Annotated in this window: 15 protein-coding genes; 6 read left to right on the forward strand and 9 right to left on the reverse strand. The window is 64.6% G+C overall.

Annotated elements, in window-relative coordinates; all coding sequences use genetic code 11:
- Positions 1–7: 7 nt before the first annotated feature.
- The 5 genes from dnaB to rpsF form a co-directional block, all read right to left on the reverse strand.
- Positions 8–2641 carry a replicative DNA helicase gene (dnaB, locus tag J3E61_RS09300; RefSeq protein ID WP_210083358.1) on the reverse strand — a complete coding sequence of 878 codons (2634 nt, stop codon included), beginning with the start codon at positions 2639–2641 and terminating at the stop codon, positions 8–10.
- A gap of 484 nt (positions 2642–3125) precedes the next feature.
- Complete coding sequence (gene rplI, locus J3E61_RS09305) at positions 3126–3581, reverse strand: 50S ribosomal protein L9 (protein WP_192724929.1); 456 nt, start codon at positions 3579–3581, stop codon at positions 3126–3128.
- Positions 3582–3595: 14 nt separating this feature from the next.
- A complete protein-coding gene (locus tag J3E61_RS09310; protein WP_015310183.1) occupies positions 3596–3859 on the reverse strand; it encodes a 30S ribosomal protein S18 in 264 nt (87 codons plus the stop codon).
- A gap of 42 nt (positions 3860–3901) precedes the next feature.
- Positions 3902–4411: a single-stranded DNA-binding protein gene (locus J3E61_RS09315; protein WP_192724930.1), complete on the reverse strand. Its 510-nt coding sequence runs from the start codon at positions 4409–4411 to the stop codon at positions 3902–3904.
- An 88-nt stretch (positions 4412–4499) separates the two neighbouring features.
- Positions 4500–4790, reverse strand: a complete 291-nt coding sequence (gene rpsF, locus J3E61_RS09320) for a 30S ribosomal protein S6 (protein ID WP_015310185.1) — start codon at positions 4788–4790, stop codon at positions 4500–4502.
- A gap of 142 nt (positions 4791–4932) precedes the next feature.
- On the opposite strand from rpsF, the gene J3E61_RS09325 reads away from it, so the two are divergent.
- The 3 genes from J3E61_RS09325 to J3E61_RS09335 all read left to right on the forward strand — a co-directional run bounded on the left by J3E61_RS09325 (position 4933) and on the right by J3E61_RS09335 (position 7853).
- Entirely contained in the window at positions 4933–6246 is a 1314-nt protein-coding gene (locus J3E61_RS09325; protein ID WP_210083359.1) for an adenylate/guanylate cyclase domain-containing protein, read from the forward strand.
- A gap of 2 nt (positions 6247–6248) precedes the next feature.
- On the forward strand, positions 6249–7568 hold the full coding sequence (locus tag J3E61_RS09330; RefSeq protein WP_210085491.1) for an adenylate/guanylate cyclase domain-containing protein: 1320 nt from the start codon (positions 6249–6251) through the stop codon (positions 7566–7568).
- Between the two features lie 129 nt (positions 7569–7697).
- Positions 7698–7853: a hypothetical protein gene (locus J3E61_RS09335; RefSeq protein ID WP_015310187.1), complete on the forward strand. Its 156-nt coding sequence runs from the start codon at positions 7698–7700 to the stop codon at positions 7851–7853.
- Positions 7854–7924: 71 nt separating this feature from the next.
- Here J3E61_RS09335 and J3E61_RS09340 read toward each other — a convergent pair whose 3' ends face one another.
- From J3E61_RS09340 to J3E61_RS09350, 3 genes are read right to left on the reverse strand one after another with little or no spacing between them, the layout of a single operon-like run.
- Positions 7925–9565, reverse strand: coding sequence for a DUF2029 domain-containing protein (locus tag J3E61_RS09340; RefSeq protein ID WP_210083360.1), 1641 nt, complete (start codon positions 9563–9565; stop codon positions 7925–7927).
- A complete protein-coding gene (locus J3E61_RS09345; RefSeq protein ID WP_210083361.1) occupies positions 9562–12018 on the reverse strand; it encodes a penicillin-binding protein in 2457 nt (818 codons plus the stop codon). The genes J3E61_RS09340 and J3E61_RS09345 overlap by 4 nt, the downstream gene beginning before the upstream one ends.
- A complete protein-coding gene (locus tag J3E61_RS09350) occupies positions 12011–12445 on the reverse strand; it encodes a DUF5318 domain-containing protein (protein WP_210083362.1) in 435 nt (144 codons plus the stop codon). The genes J3E61_RS09345 and J3E61_RS09350 overlap by 8 nt, the downstream gene beginning before the upstream one ends.
- 112 nt (positions 12446–12557) lie before the next feature.
- Here J3E61_RS09350 and J3E61_RS09355 point away from each other — a divergent pair, with 112 nt between their 5' ends.
- The 3 genes from J3E61_RS09355 (at position 12558) to J3E61_RS09365 (ending at position 15216) form a co-directional block, all read left to right on the forward strand.
- Positions 12558–13418, forward strand: a complete 861-nt coding sequence (locus J3E61_RS09355) for a DUF1707 domain-containing protein (RefSeq protein WP_210083363.1) — start codon at positions 12558–12560, stop codon at positions 13416–13418.
- Positions 13419–13538: 120 nt separating this feature from the next.
- A complete protein-coding gene (locus J3E61_RS09360; RefSeq protein ID WP_192724937.1) occupies positions 13539–14093 on the forward strand; it encodes a helix-turn-helix transcriptional regulator in 555 nt (184 codons plus the stop codon).
- Positions 14094–14139: 46 nt separating this feature from the next.
- Positions 14140–15216, forward strand: coding sequence for an inositol-3-phosphate synthase (locus J3E61_RS09365; RefSeq protein ID WP_210083364.1), 1077 nt, complete (start codon positions 14140–14142; stop codon positions 15214–15216).
- Between the two features lie 770 nt (positions 15217–15986).
- On the opposite strand, the gene J3E61_RS09370 is transcribed toward J3E61_RS09365, so the two are convergent.
- Entirely contained in the window at positions 15987–17543 is a 1557-nt protein-coding gene (locus tag J3E61_RS09370; protein ID WP_210083365.1) for an NAD(P)/FAD-dependent oxidoreductase, read from the reverse strand.
- Positions 17544–17628 lie beyond the last annotated feature (85 nt).

The following is a 17628-nucleotide window of genomic DNA, read 5'->3' on the forward strand; positions in this document are numbered from 1 at the left end:
CCCGCGGCTACGCCTTGGCCATGTTCGTGAAACGCGACAGATGCAGCTGATGCGCAACGGTGATCGTCTTCGTCGGCCCGCTGCGGTGCTTTGCAATGATCAAGTCCGCTTCGCCGCCGCGCGGATCGTCTCGCTCAAAGGCGTCGGGCCGGTGCAGCAGGATGACCATGTCCGCATCCTGCTCGATCGCGCCCGACTCGCGTAGATCGGAGAGCATCGGCTTCTTGTCGGTGCGCTGTTCCGGACCACGGTTCAACTGGCTCATCGCGACTACCGGAACCTCGAGCTCCTTCGCCAAAAGCTTGAGCTGTCTTGAGAATTCGGACACCTCTTGCTGACGCGACTCGACCTTCTTGCCCGATGTCATCAGCTGGAGATAGTCGATGACGATCAGTTTCAGGTCGGCTTTCTGCTTGAGCCGCCGTGCCTTGGCTCGGATCTCCATCATCATCAGATTCGGCGAATCGTCGATATACAAAGGCGCTTCGCTGATTTCGCTCATGCGGCGCGCGAGTCGTGTCCAGTCGTCGTCGCTCATCCGGCCCGACCGCATGTCGGCGAGCTTGATCTTCGCCTCCGCCGAGAGCAGGCGCATCACGATCTCGGACTTGCTCATTTCGAGGCTGAAGATAACGCTCGACATCCGGTGCTTGATCGAGCACGACCGCAAAAAATCCAGTCCCAGCGTCGAATTGTGCGTCGGGATCATCGCGCGACTGGCCAGATACATGTGGTCGTCGTTGTCGACCTGGACGCAACGGACCGGCACGCTCTCCACTGGCCGAACGTCGACGATGAATCGCGACCCCGAACGGGCAGTACCTCGAGCCGCCCGACGCTCCTTGTGCAGCAGCGCCTTCCGGGGCAGGCCGAATACCTCGTCATCTGTAGAGAAATTGAGCGTGTACGCGATTGAGGACTCTGGACGACGGCCCTTGACCCGCTTGGTGGCCATCTGACACCGATAGCCAAGACTGACGATCAACTCCGCGACATCATGCGCAAGACGGCAATTGGTGACACTGAACTGCACTGCGCCACCGGCAGTCACCGTGCCATCGGTGTCGAGGAGCCCTGCCAACAACGCGCGGCGCTGGTGTTCCGCTGCTCGCAGATACTCCATCGGGATGTGCTTGTTTCCAAGGACTCCGACGGTTCGCAGCCGGGCCTGCAGGGTGCCAACTGCGCTGCGGCATTGTTGGCAGAGTGCCAGTCCACAGGACGGTCCGCCGCAATGTGAGCAGCGCGGCGCAGCTACAGGAGCCGATACAAAGCGTGCGCGGCCACCGCACGAACGACCGCACGTCCGCACTTGACTGGTCTGCGGTACGAAAAGCTCACCGCAGACTACGCATTCGCGCGGGGAAACGGCCGGTGCATCGGGTAGCCGCAACTGGTAGGTGTACTTGGCTGCTGCCGACGGATGCGCGTCGATGCCTTCTGCTTCGATCCGCATGATGAGCTCTGGATCCGCGGTGGTGATCTGCGCCGCCGCACTCGTGCCGTCGCCTAGCCAGGCGCCGAGAGTGTAGGGCGGGACGAGCAAGTCTTCCTCGGGCGTCTGCAAGGGCGCGGCGTTGACAACGGAGTGGTTCAACCGACGATCAGCAGTCGGGCATCGCAATGTGTTGGCGATTTCCCGAGTGGTCCGAACTTCTGCGAAGGTGCGCTGGTTCTTGTACCGGTTGTAGCCGACTGCGGCGGCTTGCGCCGACTTCCGCGAAGCCCGTGTTTCGGTCAGCCACTGATGCTCTGCATCGGCGACGATGACTGTGCCATCGGAGAATTCGACTTCATAGCAGGGACGGCCGGTCATCACCTCTGTCGCCGCCACCACCCGGGTCGGCTTGCCGTCGGCGCCGATCAACCAATCTCCGACGGCAACCTCGCCCATGGTGGTCCAACCCTTGGGTGTCGGTAGCGGCGTGTCCAACTTCAGCGCCTTGCCCATACCAGGCCTGGCCGCGATGACGATCATCTGGCCGGGATGCAGGCCGTTGGTCACGTCGTCGAGTTCGACGAAACCCGTCGGCACGCCGCGCGCGAGGCCGCCCTGGGACGCAATTGCGTCGATCTCGTCCATGGTCGGCTGAAGCAGTTGTTCCAGCGGCACAAAGTCTTCCGATGCGCGCCCCTCGGCCACGTCGTAGATTTCTGCCTGCGCGCGGTCGACGATCTCTGCGACGTCCGCGCCCTCAGCGCCGGCGTAGCCGTACTGCACCACGCGGGTGCCTGCCTCCACCAAGCGGCGCAGCAGCGCCTTCTCGGCGACGATGCCCGCGTAGTAGCCCGCGTTCGCCGCGGTCGGCACCGTCGAGATCAGCGTGTGTAGATACGGCGCCCCGCCGATCCGGCGCAGCAGGCCCCGGCGATCCAACTCGGCGGCCACCGTCACCGCATCGGCCGGTTCTCCGCGGCCGTATAGATCGAGAATCGCGTCGTAGACGTTTTGGTGGGCGGGCCGATAGAAGTCGCCTGGACGCAGTCTCTCCAGCACGTCGGCGATGGCGTCCTTGCTCAGCAGCATGCCGCCCAGAACAGACATTTCGGCGGCGTTGTCCTGCGGCGGCTGACGACCGAAGTCCTCACTGGGTGGCGGTGTGTCCATTCCTGAATGGCCGAGGTCATCTACGACAGCCACCGAGCGTCCCACCTCCCCTTATGAGTCGAACATATGTTCGTCTAACGCTCTTGTGAGCTTAAGTCAGCCGACCGACATGTACCACCTCGCGAACCGCAATTCTGCCTTGCGACGGCCAACGCTAGACGTTGCTGGGAGGCCTACCAAACGGGCCTGTTCATGAAGTTGTGTATGGGTTGTGGATAGGTGTGGGCAGCTATGTTGAGGCATTGGGGAGAACCTGTGGACTAAGCACTTTGTTCGGTGCATCCCCGCAGATAAGCGCACCACAATCACCGTGCATATCTGTGGATGACAATCCCCTCGGCGTGTCGGCCTGGGTTGCGATCTCGGGCGTGTTGTGTTTCGCGCGAGGGCCGCGGAGGTTAACAGCTCGTTAGCTTCGCTGCCGGGGGAATGCGCGGCGAAGTTCGCCAGAGCGCACAGCAACGGCCGGGTGAAGATCGATCATGGTCTTCACCCGGCCGAATTGACGCTGAGGTAATTACCCCGCGACGACGTTCAGCGACACCGTCGCGTTCACATCGGGATGCAGCCGCACCGTAATGGGGTGCGTGCCCACCGACTTGATGTGCGCCTTGGGCAACTGGACCGTGCGCTTGTCCAGGTTCGGCCCGCCGGCCTTCTTGATCGCCGCAACGACGTCTGCCGCCGTCACTGAACCGAACAGCTTGCCGGTATCGCCCGCCGACTTCACGGACAGCTCGACAGTGTCGAGGCCCTCGATCGCGGTCTTCAGTTCCTTGGCGTGCTCGAGACCCTGCACCGCTTTGATCTCGCGGGCGCGACGGATCTCTTCTGCCTGGCGCTCAGCGCCGCGCGATGCGACGATCGCCAGCCCGCGCGGCAGCAGGAAGTTGCGGCCGTAGCCGTCCTTGACCTCCACGATGTCGCCGGACACACCCAGGTGGTCCACCTCTGCAGTAAGAATCAGCTTCATCTCTATGTCCTGCCTTATCGCGTCGACGAGCTGAAGGGCAGCAGCGCCACCTCGCGGGCGTTCTTCACGGCGATTGCGATGTCGCGCTGGTGCTGCACGCAGTTACCGGTCACGCGGCGGGCACGGATCTTGCCGCGCTCACTGATGTAGGTACGCAGCAGTGCGGTGTCCTTGTAATCGATGTTCTGCCCCTTGCCCTTCTTGGAGCAGAAGACGCACTTACGGGTCTTGATGGGCTTTTCGGGCGCGGGGCGCCGCTTGGTACTGGCCTTGGCCATGTGTCTATCTCTTTCTGGGTATTACTGATTGAAAGTTGTTGGCTAGAAAGGCGGTTCGTCGTCGCTGCCGGAGAACGAGCCCGACGCCGGGGCGCTGCCCCACGGGTCGTCCTGTTTGGCTTCGCCGCCGCCTGCGGCTGGGCGGGAACCGCCGCCGCCGCCGAATCCACCGCCGCCGCCGCCGCTGCGGCTCGCCTTGTTGACCTTGGCAGTCGCATACCGCAGTGACGGGCCGATCTCGTCGACCTCGACCTCGACAACGGTGCGCTTCTCACCCTCACGGGTCTCGAACGAGCGCTGCTTGAGCCGGCCCTGCACGATCACCCGCGAGCCGCGGGTCAGGCTTTCGGCCACGTTCTCAGCGGCCTCACGCCAGATGTTGCAGCGAAGGAACAGCGCCTCGCCGTCCTTCCACTCCCCGCTCTGGCGGTCGTAGATGCGCGGCGTCGACGCGACGGTGAAGTTCGCGACGGCCGCACCCGACGGGGTGAAGCGCAGTTCCGGGTCGGCGGTCAGGTTTCCGACGACGGTGATGGTGGTGTCACCAGCCACGAGATTCCTCCTGGGATTTGGCGGTGTGCGCGAAGCTTGGTCGCAGGCGAGCCTACGGAAGCACTACGACGCGCACACGCCGTTCCGGCTAGTGCTTGTCGGTCCGCAGCACCTTGGTCCGCAGCACCGACTCGTTCAGGTTGAGCTGACGGTCGAGCTCGGACACGGTCGCGGGCTCTGCCTTCACATCGACGACGGCGTAGATGCCCTCGGCATGCTTGGCGATCTCGTATGCCAGACGGCGCTTGCCCCAGATGTCGACCTTGTCGACACTGCCGCCGTCCTTGCGGATGACGTTGAGGAACGTCTCCAGCGACGGAGCTACGGTGCGCTCGTCGAGAGTGGGGTCGAGAATGACCATGATTTCGTATGGACGCATAAGGAACCCATCACCTCCTACGGTCTAGTCGGCCACGGTCGTTCCGTGGCAGGAGGGTCGCCTGCGTCGGCAACCGGCCCAGGCTACAGGAATGCCCGCTGATCTGCGAAATCGCGCAGCTCGACCTGCTTACACTTCGGCCGTGTTCTCCGAGACGCGCTATGCCCGCAATGGCGACTTGCGCGTCGCGTACCGCGCCTCGGCGCCGGGCGAGCGGGACATCGTTTTCGTGTCGAACTGGTTTATAAACTGCGAGGTCGCCCTAGAGATACCGTCCGTTCAAGCCTGGGCGGAAGCGATGACATCGCTGGGCCGAGTGGTGTTCTTTGATCAGCCTGGGACGGGCGCATCCGATCCGGTTACGCCCGATGCGATGCCGAACATGGAGCAGTGGACCGACAGCATCACCGCGGTGCTCGACGATCTCGGCAGTCGCGATGCGATCCTCGTTGCAGCTGACGGCGCGTTTCTCACGGCCGCCTTGTTTGCAGCGACACATCCGTCTCGAACCGCCGCGCTGATCGCGCTCGAGTGCTACGCGGACGCGGCAGACCGTACCGCGTACGTTGGCGACGAGGCCCTCGAGGCGATGCTCGCGATGTGGGGCAGTGGCGAATATCAGCACCTGCTCAATCCCGACATGCCATGGAACGAAGAGATCCGCTCAGTCTGGGCCCGCCAAGAACGGCTGGCCGCAAGTCCCGGGACGGTGGCCCTCATGTTTCCCCTGCTGATTGAGCTGAACGTGCGGGCAGTGCTCCCATCTATCCGTGTGCCGACTCTCGTCCTCCAGCACACTGATGACCCGGTCATCACTCCCGCGATGAGCAAGTACATCGCCGATCACGTGCCGGGTGCGAAGTACGTTGAGCTGCCGGGGCGCAACCTGTATCACTTCGTGGAACCGTGGCGTGAGTCCTTTCGAGAGATCGCCGCGTTCCTCACTGGCGAGCAGGCAGACGTGGCCGACGACCGGGTGCTGGCCACGGTGCTGTTCACCGACATCGTGGACTCGACGCGGCGGGCCGCCGTGATGGGTGACCGGGATTGGCGCGCTCTGCTCGACGCACATGACGCGATTGTTCGTTCCCAACTCGCACGCTTTCGCGGACGCGAAATAGGCACTGCCGGTGATGGTTTCCTCGCGACCTTCGACGGCCCACAGCGAGCCATCCGCTGCGCCATGGCAATTCGCGATGCAGTGCGCGCGCTCGGCATTGAAGTGCGCGCCGGTCTGCACACCGGTGAATGCGAAGTCCGAGGCGACGACATCGGCGGCATCGCCGTACACATCGGCGCGCGGGTGTCGGCATTGGCGGGGCCCAACGAGGTTCTGGTTTCCAGCACGCTGCGCGACCTCGTGATCGGGTCAGGGCTCGAGTTCGACGACCGCGGTGTCCATGAGCTCAAGGGCGTGCCCGGCGAATGGCATCTGTTCGCGGTCGCGTCTGGGTAGCCGTGTTCTCGGAGACACGCTATGCCCGCAACGGCGACCTCCGGGTCGCCTACCGCGCATCGGCAGAGGGAGCGCGGGACATCGTTGTCGTGCCGACGTGGTTCAGCAATTGTGAGGTCATTCCGGACTTGCCATTCCTTCAAGGATGGCTTGCGGCGATGACATCGCTGGGCCGGGTCATCATTTTTGACCAGCCGGGTACCGGGACGTCTGATCCGGTCGCGACGGGCGCGCTGCCGACCCTAGAGCAATGGGCTGACAGCATCACCGTCGTCCTTGACGATCTCGGAAGTCGCCAAGCAGTCCTCTACGCGGGCGCCGGCGCGTTGGCGACGGCGGCGCTGTTCGCCTCGACGCATCCGGCACGCACAACCGCGCTCATCGCTCTTGAGGTCTATGCGAATCCGGTGGCTCAGCGCGCCGACGGACTCACGCAGGAGCAGATTCTGGCCGCCATGGCGGACGTGTGGGGCACGGGAGAGATGCAGCGCGTCTTGAATCCGGATACGCCGTGGAACGAGGAGATCCGGTCGGCGACGGCCCGATTTGAGCGTCTCTCGGCGAGCCCGGCAACCGTTGCTTCCATGATGCCTCTCATGGCCGAAATGGACGTGCGGGCGTTGCTTCCCGCAGTTCGCGTTCCGACCCTCGTCATCCACCACACAGATGACACCCTGATCCCACCCGAGTGGGGCAAGGATGTTGCCGATCGCATATCCGGTGCGCAATACGTAGAAGTGCCGGGCTGCAACGTGTTCCACTTCGTCGAACCCTGGCGAGATTCGTTCCAAGCGGTCGCTGCGTTCCTCACTGGCGAGCAGGCAGACGTGGTCGACGACCGGGTGCTGGCCACGGTGCTGTTCACCGACATCGTGGACTCGACGCGGCGGGCCGCCGTGATGGGTGACCGGGATTGGCGCGCTCTGCTCGATGCCCACGACGCTGTGGTCCGAGCGCAACTCAACCGCTTTCGCGGACGCGAAATAGGCACTGCCGGTGATGGTTTCCTCGCGACCTTCGACGGCCCACAGCGAGCCATCCGCTGCGCCATGGCAATTCGCGATGCAGTGCGCGCGCTCGGCATTGAAGTGCGCGCCGGTCTGCACACCGGTGAATGCGAAGTCCGAGGCGACGACATCGGCGGCATCGCCGTACACATCGGCGCGCGGGTGTCGGCATTGGCGGGGCCCAACGAGGTTCTGGTTTCCAGCACGCTGCGCGACCTCGTCATCGGATCGGGTCTGAACTTCGACGACCGTGGGTCCCATGAGCTCAAGGGCGTGCCCGGCGAATGGCACCTGTTCGCCGTCGCGTCTGGGTAGCACGCTGCAGCGCTGATAGCGGCCAAAACCTTGCACATGCAGACTCCTGGCGGTAAGGACGTTTTGGAATTGACGGATGTGGCAATCCCGGTCTCAGCCCACATACGTTTCGGCAGATCGGATCCAACCATGATCGTGCTCGGCATAATCCTCTTGGTGATCGGCTACTTCACCGGTCTGTCCATCCTGTACACGATCGGCGGCATCCTCGTCGTGATCGGCATCGTGTTATGGATCCTCGGCGCCGTTGGCCGCCCCGTCGGCGGCCGAAAAGTCTGGTTCTAGGACAGCGGCCTCTTAGCGACTTGTGTGCGTTTGGGAGCCCTCAGCGCAACAAAACGCACACAAATCGCCGTTTACTTAGCTTCCGCGAGTTCTGGTTCCGGTTCGGGAGCCGGCGTCATACGGGTCCGGCCGGCCTGCGGGCGCAACCAGTCCGGCAGCCACCGAGGCGGGTTATCAGGCGCCAACTCGAAGACCCCGCCCGACGGGTCGTCGACGTCTCCGCGGCTACGCACCACGTCCAGCTCGGGTCGATAGATCTCTCGAATCACCAACGCGCACAGCACAATAACCGCTATATCGCGCAGCAGCACCGTGACCGTGAACGGTTGTTCGGGTAGGCCGCGGTTCTGCTCGCCATAAAGGAACATCATTCGCGGCACCCACACCAATGCGTCGATCGTCATCCAGGCCAGCAGGATCCGGCGATGCGGCAGCGCCAGCACCGCCAGCGGCACCAGCCACAGCGAGAACTGCGGACTCCACACCTTGTTGGTCAACAGGAACGCCGCCACCACCAGGAACGCCACCTGCACCAGCCGCGGTCGCTGCTTTGCCGTCAGCACCACGTAAGCAATTGCGATGCAACACGATACGAACAGCACCGCGCTCACCGCGTTCAAAACCGTCGGCGGCTGCCAGAACCCGAGATGCGGATCGAAACCGCCCCAGCCCGTGAACGATTTGACCACGTTGTACAGCGAGTCCATGTCATCACCGCGACGGGTGTTGAGCCGGAAGAACTCCGACCACCCGCGCGGGAAGAGCACCATGATCGGCAGATTCACCACGAGCCATGTCAGCACCGTGGCGATCGCCGCCTTGCCCACCTCGCGCAGTCGCCCGGTCCGCAGCCCGAGGAGCACCATCGGCACGAACAGCAACAGCGGATACAGTTTCGCGGCCACGCCGAGGCCGATCAGCGCGCCGGCCAGCCAGGGTTTTCGCCGCGCCCACGCCAGCAGCGCCCCCATCGCGAAAGCCGTTGCCAGAGCATCGAAATTCGTGAACACCTGGAAGATCAGGATCGGTGACGCCGCGACCAACGCCGCATCCCAGACCCGGCGAGGCCCAGCCAGCCGTGAACTCGCCCACACCGTGACCAACCAAGCCAGCGCCAACCCGAAGGCGGCGATGTTGAAGAACATCACCACTTCGGCGATGACCGGCATGGAAACCAGCTTCGTCAGCGCGGTGTACGTCTTGGCCAGCGCCATCGACACGTACTGGTAGATGCCCGTCAGCACGGGATACTCCATGTAGCGCACGGCGATGTTGCCGTCGTACTGCTTGCGCGGCTTGCCGTCGCTGTCGGTCTCGATCCAGCTGGATTTGTACGGAAACTTGCCCAGGTTCAACAGCTCTGCCGTGTAGAGCGGAACCGTGTCGGAATAACAGAGTTCGTAATAGGCCCGCTGGTTCTGCCAGTTGCCCACCCGCTGATCGGCCGTGCCGGTGCCGGTGGTCTGCAGGCACGCCGCCTTGGTCGAGTAGCCGAGCGCGAGAAACACCAGCGCGATGATCAGCATCGCCCGCAGCGGCGTCAGAAAGCGCTGGCGACCGATCAACGCGTGCCTGCCAACCGGACCGCCGATCGCCCCAGACAACGCCGCACCGATCGTGTCGGTGCGGCTGGGGAGGTCACGGTCGTCGAGGCTTCGCCTGTCGTCGGCGAGCCGCGCCGGCGAAACCGTCTCGGGCTCCGGCTCTGTCACGGAGGCGGCGGGGGTCCAGCCGCCGGGACGCCTGGCTGTCCTGGCGGCACCGGCGGGCCGACGGGCATGGTGGTCGGGGGGCCGATCGGGATCGTAATGCCCGGGGCCACTTCGATTGTCGGCTGTATGACGGTCTCCGACGGGATCGGCGGCGCGGTGGTCGACGGCGGCGGCGGTGGGGCCTGCGGCACACCGGCATAGCCTCCGATCTCATCTGGCTTCGGGAACGACTCGTTGTCGGTGCCCTTCAGCGCACCGTCCATCGTCGACTTCCAGATGTCGGACGGCAGGCCCGACCCGTAAACCGCTCCACCAGAAGCGTTTACGAGTGGTTTCGTGCCTTCGGTGGTGCCGACCCACACCGCAGTCGACAACGACGGGGTGTAACCGACCATCCATGCGTCACGGTTGGCGTCGGTGTCGCCGAGTTGGTTGGTGCCGGTCTTGGCGGCCGACGGACGACCGCCGGCGAGGTTGTGGCCGCGGGACCAGCCGGCGATCGGCTGCATCGCGGCCGTGACGTTGTCGGCCACCTTCTTGTCGATGCGCTGCTCACCGTTGTCGCTGTCCTGACTGGCGTCGAACAACACGTCGCCCCGGGAATTGACCACCTTCTGCACGAAGTGCGGCTTGTGATACACACCGGAGGCGGCGAGCGTGGCGTACGCCGACGCCATGTCGAACACGCGAGTCTGATACTGGCCCAGCACAACTCCGTTGTTGGGTGGTCCGCCCTTGCCGTCCTCGGACAGCGTGTGCTCGACGCCGGGGAAGCTCTCCGCGACGCCCGCCTTGTGCGCGGCGTCGGCGACGTCCTGTGGGCCGTTCTTCAGCTTCAGCATCAGCCGGTAGTAGCTGGTGTTCAGCGAGCGCTTCAGCGCCTCGGCGATGTTGCAGACGCCGCACCCTTCACCCTCGACGTTGGTGATCTTGATGCCGTTGACCTCTACCGGTGAGCTGTCGACCTGATAACCGAGGCCCATGCCCTGCTCCAGTGCTGCGACCAACGCGAACACCTTGAACGACGAACCCGTCGGCAGGCCGGCCTGCGCGAAGTCGAAGCCCTGCGCGTCGGTGCCGCCGTAATACGCCTTCACACCACCGGTTTTCGGGTCGATCGACACGATCGCCGTGCGCATGTCGGGGTCCTGGTCCTCCAGGTACTTGGATGCCGCCGACTCGGCGGCCGCCTGCGCCTTCGGGTCGATCGTCGTGGTGATCTGCAGGCCCTGCGTGTTCAGGGTCCGCTCGTCGATGTTGAACAGGTCGAGCAGTTCCTGGGTGACCTGCCGCTCGATCAGCCCGTTCGGGCCACTGGTCTGGTTCTGCGAACGCGCTTGCTCCGGCGGCACGGTCGGCGGGAACTGTTGTGCGGCACGGTCTTGCTTGGACAGCGCGCCGATGTCGACCATGCCGTCGAGCACCCAGTTCCACCGCTCCGCGGCGCCCTCCGGGTTGACGGCGGGGTCCAGGCCCGACGGTCGCTGGATGAGCGCGGCCAGCAGAGCGCCCTCGGCGACATCGAGCTGCTCGACCGGCTTGTCGAAGTACGCCTTGGCCGCCGCCGAGATGCCGTAGGCGCCGCGGCCGAAATAGATGATGTTCAGATAGGACTGCAGCACTTGGTCTTTCGACCACTCGCTGGACATCTTCGTCGAGATGACCAGTTCTTTGGCCTTGCGGACCAACCCACCGACACCCGAGCGAGCGTCACCAACCAACGCGTTCTTCACGTACTGCTGGGTGATTGTCGAACCGCCCTGCAGGTCGCCGCCGAAGATGTTGTTCTTGAACGCTCTGGCAAACCCGCTGAAGGAAAAGCCGGGATTGGAGTAGAAGTCGCGATCCTCGGCGGCCATCACGGCGTTGCGCACGTGAACTGGGATCTGGTCGATGTTGACGTCGACGCGATTGCCTTCGGGCGGAACAATTTTCGCGAGCTCGCTGCCGTCACTGGCCAGAATCGTCGACACCTGGTTGGTCCGGATATCGCCGGGCTTGGGCACGTCGACGATGAGATAGGCCATCGCAAAGGTAACGATGGGCAGCACGATGACGACGGCCGCCGTGAGGTAGAGCCCGCGGCGCACCCACTTCCAGTTGATCTGCTGGCGGAAGCTGGGCTTCGGCGCAGGTGGCGGCCCTCCTCGCGGGCCACCGCCACCGGGCGGACGCCGTGGCGGGGGCGGCGGAGGCTGCCTCGGCGGGGCAGGCGGCGTGCCGTCCAGCGCCCGCTTGACCACGTCGATCGGGTCACGCAGATGCGCGGGCGTGCCACTGCGCACCTGCGGCAAAACTGAGGTCAACCGGTCGTCGGGCGGAACACCGGCGGCGCGATGCCGGGGCGGCCCGTCCGGGCGGTTCGGCGGGGGCGGGGGCGCGCCAGCACCATCAGCCCCGCGCCCTCTGCGGACATCACTGGCTGACCGGTCGTGGCGCCCTTCGCTATTCACTGGCCGTGCGCGCGCGACCGCGCGCCGACTGGGTGCCCCTCGGTCCACGCCCCTTCTTTGGCGGCGGGATCGCGCCGAGCACATACGACTTGACCAAGTGATTCCAACTGCAGGTGCGGCATACCTCCACCACGTGTACGGAGAATTCGTCGTAGCGGGTCGCCAGCAGTACCAACTCCTCTGCGGTGCGGGCCGAACCCGAGACAGCGCCCAGGTGGTCACCGAAGACCCACGACACCAAGGTGAGCTGTTCCTTGCGGCAGATCGGGCACGTCACCGAACTGGGCTTCCCATGGAACTTCGCGGCCCGCAGCAGGTAGGGGTTGGCGTCACAGACCTCCGAGACGCCGGTGCGGCCGGAGTACACCTCGGCCAGCAAGGACCGACGCCGAAGGGCGTAGTCCACTACCTGTCGCTGCAGTCGCACGGAGACCAGAGTACGTCGGCCTCGCTGCCGCCGAGGCGTGACTGCGCCGCCGTTGTCCAGTGATGACGATCTGGTCTGCGGTGATAGCAACCGAACTCTTACGATCATCGTCGTGGCGACACGGCATACACCGGGAACGCGGGCGAAGGACAGCGACCGCAACGACACCTGCCAGATCCTCGACAGCGCGCTGTCGGACGGGCAGCTGTCGATGGAGGAGCACCGAACCAGGGTTGCGCTGGCGACCGGTGCCGAGACTCTCGGCGATCTGCAGTCGCTGGTGTCGGACTTGCAGACCAACAACGCGCCGGTACAACTGCAAGATCTGAAGAAGCGGCCGAGATTGTCGAGCGCTGGTCGTAGCCGGGGCATCGGCATCGCGATGTCCGCAGTGCTCGTGCTCCTGGGCATCGCGATCGGCTGGGGTCTGTACGGCAACACGTCCTCCCCGCTGAGCTTTCAAACCGATCCGGGTGCGAAGTCCGACGGCGTCGTCGCGAATGTGTCCGCGCCACCGCGCCTGCTGCACTCGGTTGGCGGTTTGAACGGGTTGCTGGAGCAGTCCCGCAAGAAGTTCGGCGACACCATGGGCTACGGCATGACCATTTACCCCGATTACGCGGTGATGGAACGGGCCGACCCCAACGACGACCGACGCGTGCTTCGCTACGACTACCGAGGCGGGTGGCAGGGCAATCCGTCCGCAAGCGGCAAGAGCGACGACGAGAGGCTGGTCGACCTCGGCCAATTCGACGTCACTGCGATCGTCGGCCGGCTGCGTGGCGCCCCGCAGATTCTCGGTGTCGAACAGAAGGACGTGAAGAACATCTACGTCTCGATCGACCCGAGCAAGGACCCGGCCACGCCGGGCGCCATCTCGATCTCGATTTATGTGTCGACCACCTATGACAAGGGCGGTCGTCTCGAGGTCGATTCGCAGGGCAACGTCACCAGCCAATACCCGCCGGACTGACCGTCGTGCGAGTCTCTTCGGCGCCACCGCTATAGCGGCGCATATATCGGCGCGATACACTGGCCCGAGGTGTCGAACCGTCGTAGCGGCCAAGTTCAGTTTTCCGGGGAGGTGATTCGTTTGCTCGAGCTCGCCATCCTGGGTCTCCTGCTCGAATCACCGATGCACGGCTACGAGCTGCGTAAACGGCTGACCGGCCTGCTCGGCGCCTTTCGTGCGTTCTCCTACGGTTCGCTCTACCCGGCGCTGCGCCGCATGCAGGCCGACGGGCTGATCGTCGAGGACGCCGCACCAGAGGGGATCCCGAAGGTGCGTCGCGCGCGGCGCGTCTACCAGCTCACCGATGCAGGTAAGCAGCGCTTCGCTGAACTGGTGGCCGACACCGGTCCGCAGAATTTCTCCGACGACGGTTTCGGCGTGCACCTCGCGTTTTTCAATCGCACGCCGGCCGAGGCCCGAATGCGAATTCTGGAGGGCCGCCGCCGTCAGGTGGAAGAACGTCGTGAGGGTCTGCGCGAAGCAGTGGCGCGGGCCAGCAGTTCGCTTGACCGCTACACCCGACAGCTGCATCAGTTGGGTTTGGAGTCCAGCGAGCGGGAAGTCAAGTGGCTGAACGAGCTGATAGCCGCCGAGCGGACGGCGCAGGGACGCTCGGACAACCCAGTCCAGCCGTAAGCAATACCGAGTTTGTACGACAGGAATTACGAAGGGAAGAGTCGTCATGACTGAGAACACCGAGGTGCGGGTCGCGATTGTCGGTGTAGGTAACTGCGCGTCCTCGCTTGTGCAAGGTGTGCAGTATTACCAGGACGCCGACGAGAACGCGACGGTTCCCGGGCTTATGCATGTGCGCCTCGGCCCGTACCACGTCCGGGACGTGAAGTTCGTCGCCGCATTCGACGTCGACGCCAAGAAGGTCGGCTTCGACCTGTCCGAGGCGATCTTCGCGTCGGAGAACAACACCATCAAGATCGCCGACGTGCCGCCCATCAACGTCACGGTCCAGCGCGGCCCGACACTGGACGGCATCGGCAAGTACTACGCCGAGACCATCGAGGTGTCCGACGTCGAGGCGGTCGACGTGGTCAAGACGCTGAAGGACAACAACGTCGACGTGATGGTGTCCTACCTGCCCGTCGGCTCAGAAGAGGCTGACAAGTTCTATGCCCAGTGCGCGATCGACGCCGGCGTCGCATTCGTCAACGCGCTGCCCGTCTTCATCGCGAGCGACCCGGTGTGGGCCAAGAAGTTCGAAGACGCCGGAGTGCCGATCGTCGGCGACGACATCAAGAGCCAGGTCGGCGCGACCATCACCCACCGCGTGATGGCCAAGCTGTTCGAGGACCGCGGCGTGCAACTCGACCGCACGATGCAGCTCAACGTCGGCGGCAACATGGACTTCCTGAACATGCTCGAGCGTGAGCGGCTGGAGAGCAAGAAGATCTCCAAGACCCAGGCCGTCACGTCCAACCTGCAGCGCGAGTTCAAGACCAAGGACGTGCACATCGGCCCGTCGGATCACGTCGGCTGGCTCGACGACCGCAAGTGGGCCTACGTGCGGCTGGAAGGCCGCGCCTTCGGCGACGTGCCGCTGAACCTGGAGTACAAGCTCGAGGTGTGGGACTCGCCGAACTCGGCCGGCGTCATCATTGACGCGGTGCGTGCGGCGAAGATCGCCAAGGACCGCGGCATCGGCGGACCTGTCGAGGCCGCCTCGGCGTATCTGATGAAGAGCCCGCCGAAGCAGCTGCCGGACGACATCGCGCGGGCGCAGCTCGAGACGTTCATCGAGGGTTAGCCTCGACGGCGTGACCAACGCCGAAGTCTCTGACGACGATTTGATCGGGCTCGACGAGTTCGGGCTGCTGCACGAAAACGCCGAGCAGATCGGCGTCGACACGATCCCGCCGGTGCGGCGCATCGAGTCCGGTCCGATCAGCGCGCTCAAGTGGGGCGAGGAATCACCGCAGGTGGTGTTCCTGCACGGCGGCGGGCAGAACGCGCATACCTGGGACACCGTGATCGTCGGGCTCGGACTGCCCGCGCTCGCGATCGATCTGCCCGGGCACGGCCGCTCGGCATGGCGCGAGGACGGCGCCTACGGGCCGCGGATCAGCGCCGAGACCCTGCGCCCTGTACTGCGCGAATGGGCGCCGCGTCCGCGACTGGTCGTCGGCATGTCGTTGGGCGGCCTGACTGCGCTGCGGATCGCGGCGTCGGAGCCAGACCTCGTTCCTCAGTTGGTGCTCGTCGACGTCACGCCGTCGGCGCCCGAGCGCCACGAGCAGATGACGAAGGCCCAGATGGGCACCGTCGCACTGGTTCAAGGCGACCGAACGTTTCCGACGTTTCAGGCGATGCTCGACGTGACGGTGACCGCGGCGCCGCATCGTGATCGGAAGTCGTTGCGCCGCGGCGTCTTTCACAACTCCAAGCAGCTCGACGACGGCACCTGGACGTGGCGCTACGACTCGTTCCGCAATGGCGACGGCTTCGAGGCGCTGTGGGACGACGTGCCCGCGATCACGATGCCGACCACGTTGGTGCGCGGCGCGAATTCATACTTCGTCAACGATGAAGACGCCGAGGCGTTTGCGAAGGGGGCGCCGGGATTTCAGCGGACGCACGTGGTCGCTGACTCCGGGCACTCGGTTCAGGGCGACCAGCCAGCTGCTCTTGTGGAGATCCTGCGCGGCGTTGTTCAGTGACGCCGCTATAGCGGGCGGGCGTGAACTCTCCCAGGTATTCGGTGAAGACGTTGCGCGTGCGTCGCGTCGGTACACCCATGTCGGTAAGTAGGTCGTCGACGTAGTGCGCCACGCACGGGCCAACGAAGAAACCTTGCGAGCGCGCGGGAAGCACGTCCGCCAGCCAGGCATGCACGCGCTGTATCTCGGACTCCATCTCATCGACCGTGGGCGGGATGAGCTCGCCACGGAACGTCTGGGAGAGCCAATGGGCGGCGATCTCCGCGGTGAGCTGACACGCGGTCGATGAGGCGTAACCGATGAACCCGAGCCGCGGTTCGGTCGGCGGAAGGATGTGCCGGTAGAGCACGAACCGGCCATCCCGCATTGCCGCCGACGCAAGCTCTGGCGTCAGGAAAGGCAACGTCTGCCGCCAACCGGTGGCGAAGACCACCGTGTCGGCGGCGATGCGATCGCCGCTCGCGAGCAGTACCTCGTCGCCGTCACCGAAGGCCATGATCGAGTCGTGCCTTAGGTTCAGCCGTCCCTGGCGGGCCGCCGCGTAGAACTCCGGTGCAACTCCGACGTTCTCGAGACCCATCGGCAATCGCTGGCTGGGGATCATGACCGCCGGCATGCGCAGCAGCGAGCTGAAGAGCAAGCTGGCGAGCCACCAGAACACCTGTGTCAGGATCTTTCCCGGCCCGTGCAGAAACCCCTCGACGCGGTTTAGGCGGTGATAGCGAAAGAACGCTTCGGAGAATCGGCCCAACACAAGTCGATCGATCGGAACTCCACCCGGCAGTAGTCGCGGCGACATCCAATGCGGCGCGCGAAAGACCAGGGTGCACCGTTGTGCATGCTCCGCCGCCCAGGCGGCACAGTCGAGTGCCGACTTTCCCGCCCCAACTACGACGACGCGCTTCTCCGCTAGCAGCGCGGGATCCGTCGCCTCGCTGGAGTGCAACATCGTCCCGCCGAAGCGCTCGACCCCAGGGATCTCGGGCACCAGCGGTTCGGAGAAAGTCCCAGCGCAGACCACGACGAAGTCGCAGTGCACGGTCGCGGCCCCTTCCGGACCTCGCACCGCGACCTCGAACCCGTCGTCGCGTCGACAGACGCTGACCACTTCTGTCGAGAGTCGGATCGACGGCGCTAGTTCGAACCGGTCGACATACGACGCGAGATAGCGGCGAACCTGCTGCGCCGTCGGAAAGAGGTCGGCGGAACGGTCATAGGGGTGGTCTGAAAATGCATAGGTGTCACGAGAATTGTTGGTTCGCAGACCGGGATACGTCCGCGACTCGATCCACACCCCGCCTGCCGCAGATTCCTTTTCGAACGCAATCACGTCAAAACCGTCGTGACGCAACACCTTTGCGGCTACCAGACCGGCGATACCCGCACCTATCACCACGACACGCTTGCGCTCGTCCATCGTGTTGATCGCCCCCCGGCATAGACAGCTACAGCGATGCTATCCCTCTGCGTCCCCAGCTGTTTACCAATTGCTTCCCAGCTGA

It is taken from the genome of Mycobacterium sp. OAE908 (genome assembly GCF_017872775.1).
Lineage (GTDB): Bacteria > Actinomycetota > Actinomycetes > Mycobacteriales > Mycobacteriaceae > Mycobacterium.

Bases quoted from the DNA above. Each gene is read 5' to 3' on its own strand.
- rplI (WP_192724929.1), bottom strand. From the start codon at position 3,581: ATGAAGCTGATTCTTACTGCAGAGGTGGACCACCTGGGTGTGTCCGGC.
- J3E61_RS09310 (WP_015310183.1), bottom strand. From the start codon at position 3,859: ATGGCCAAGGCCAGTACCAAGCGGCGCCCCGCGCCCGAAAAGCCCATC.
- rpsF (WP_015310185.1), bottom strand. From the start codon at position 4,790: ATGCGTCCATACGAAATCATGGTCATTCTCGACCCCACTCTCGACGAG.
- J3E61_RS09335 (WP_015310187.1), top strand. From the start codon at position 7,698: ATGATCGTGCTCGGCATAATCCTCTTGGTGATCGGCTACTTCACCGGT.
- J3E61_RS09365 (WP_210083364.1), top strand. From the start codon at position 14,140: ATGACTGAGAACACCGAGGTGCGGGTCGCGATTGTCGGTGTAGGTAAC.
- J3E61_RS09370 (WP_210083365.1), bottom strand. From the start codon at position 17,543: ATGGACGAGCGCAAGCGTGTCGTGGTGATAGGTGCGGGTATCGCCGGT.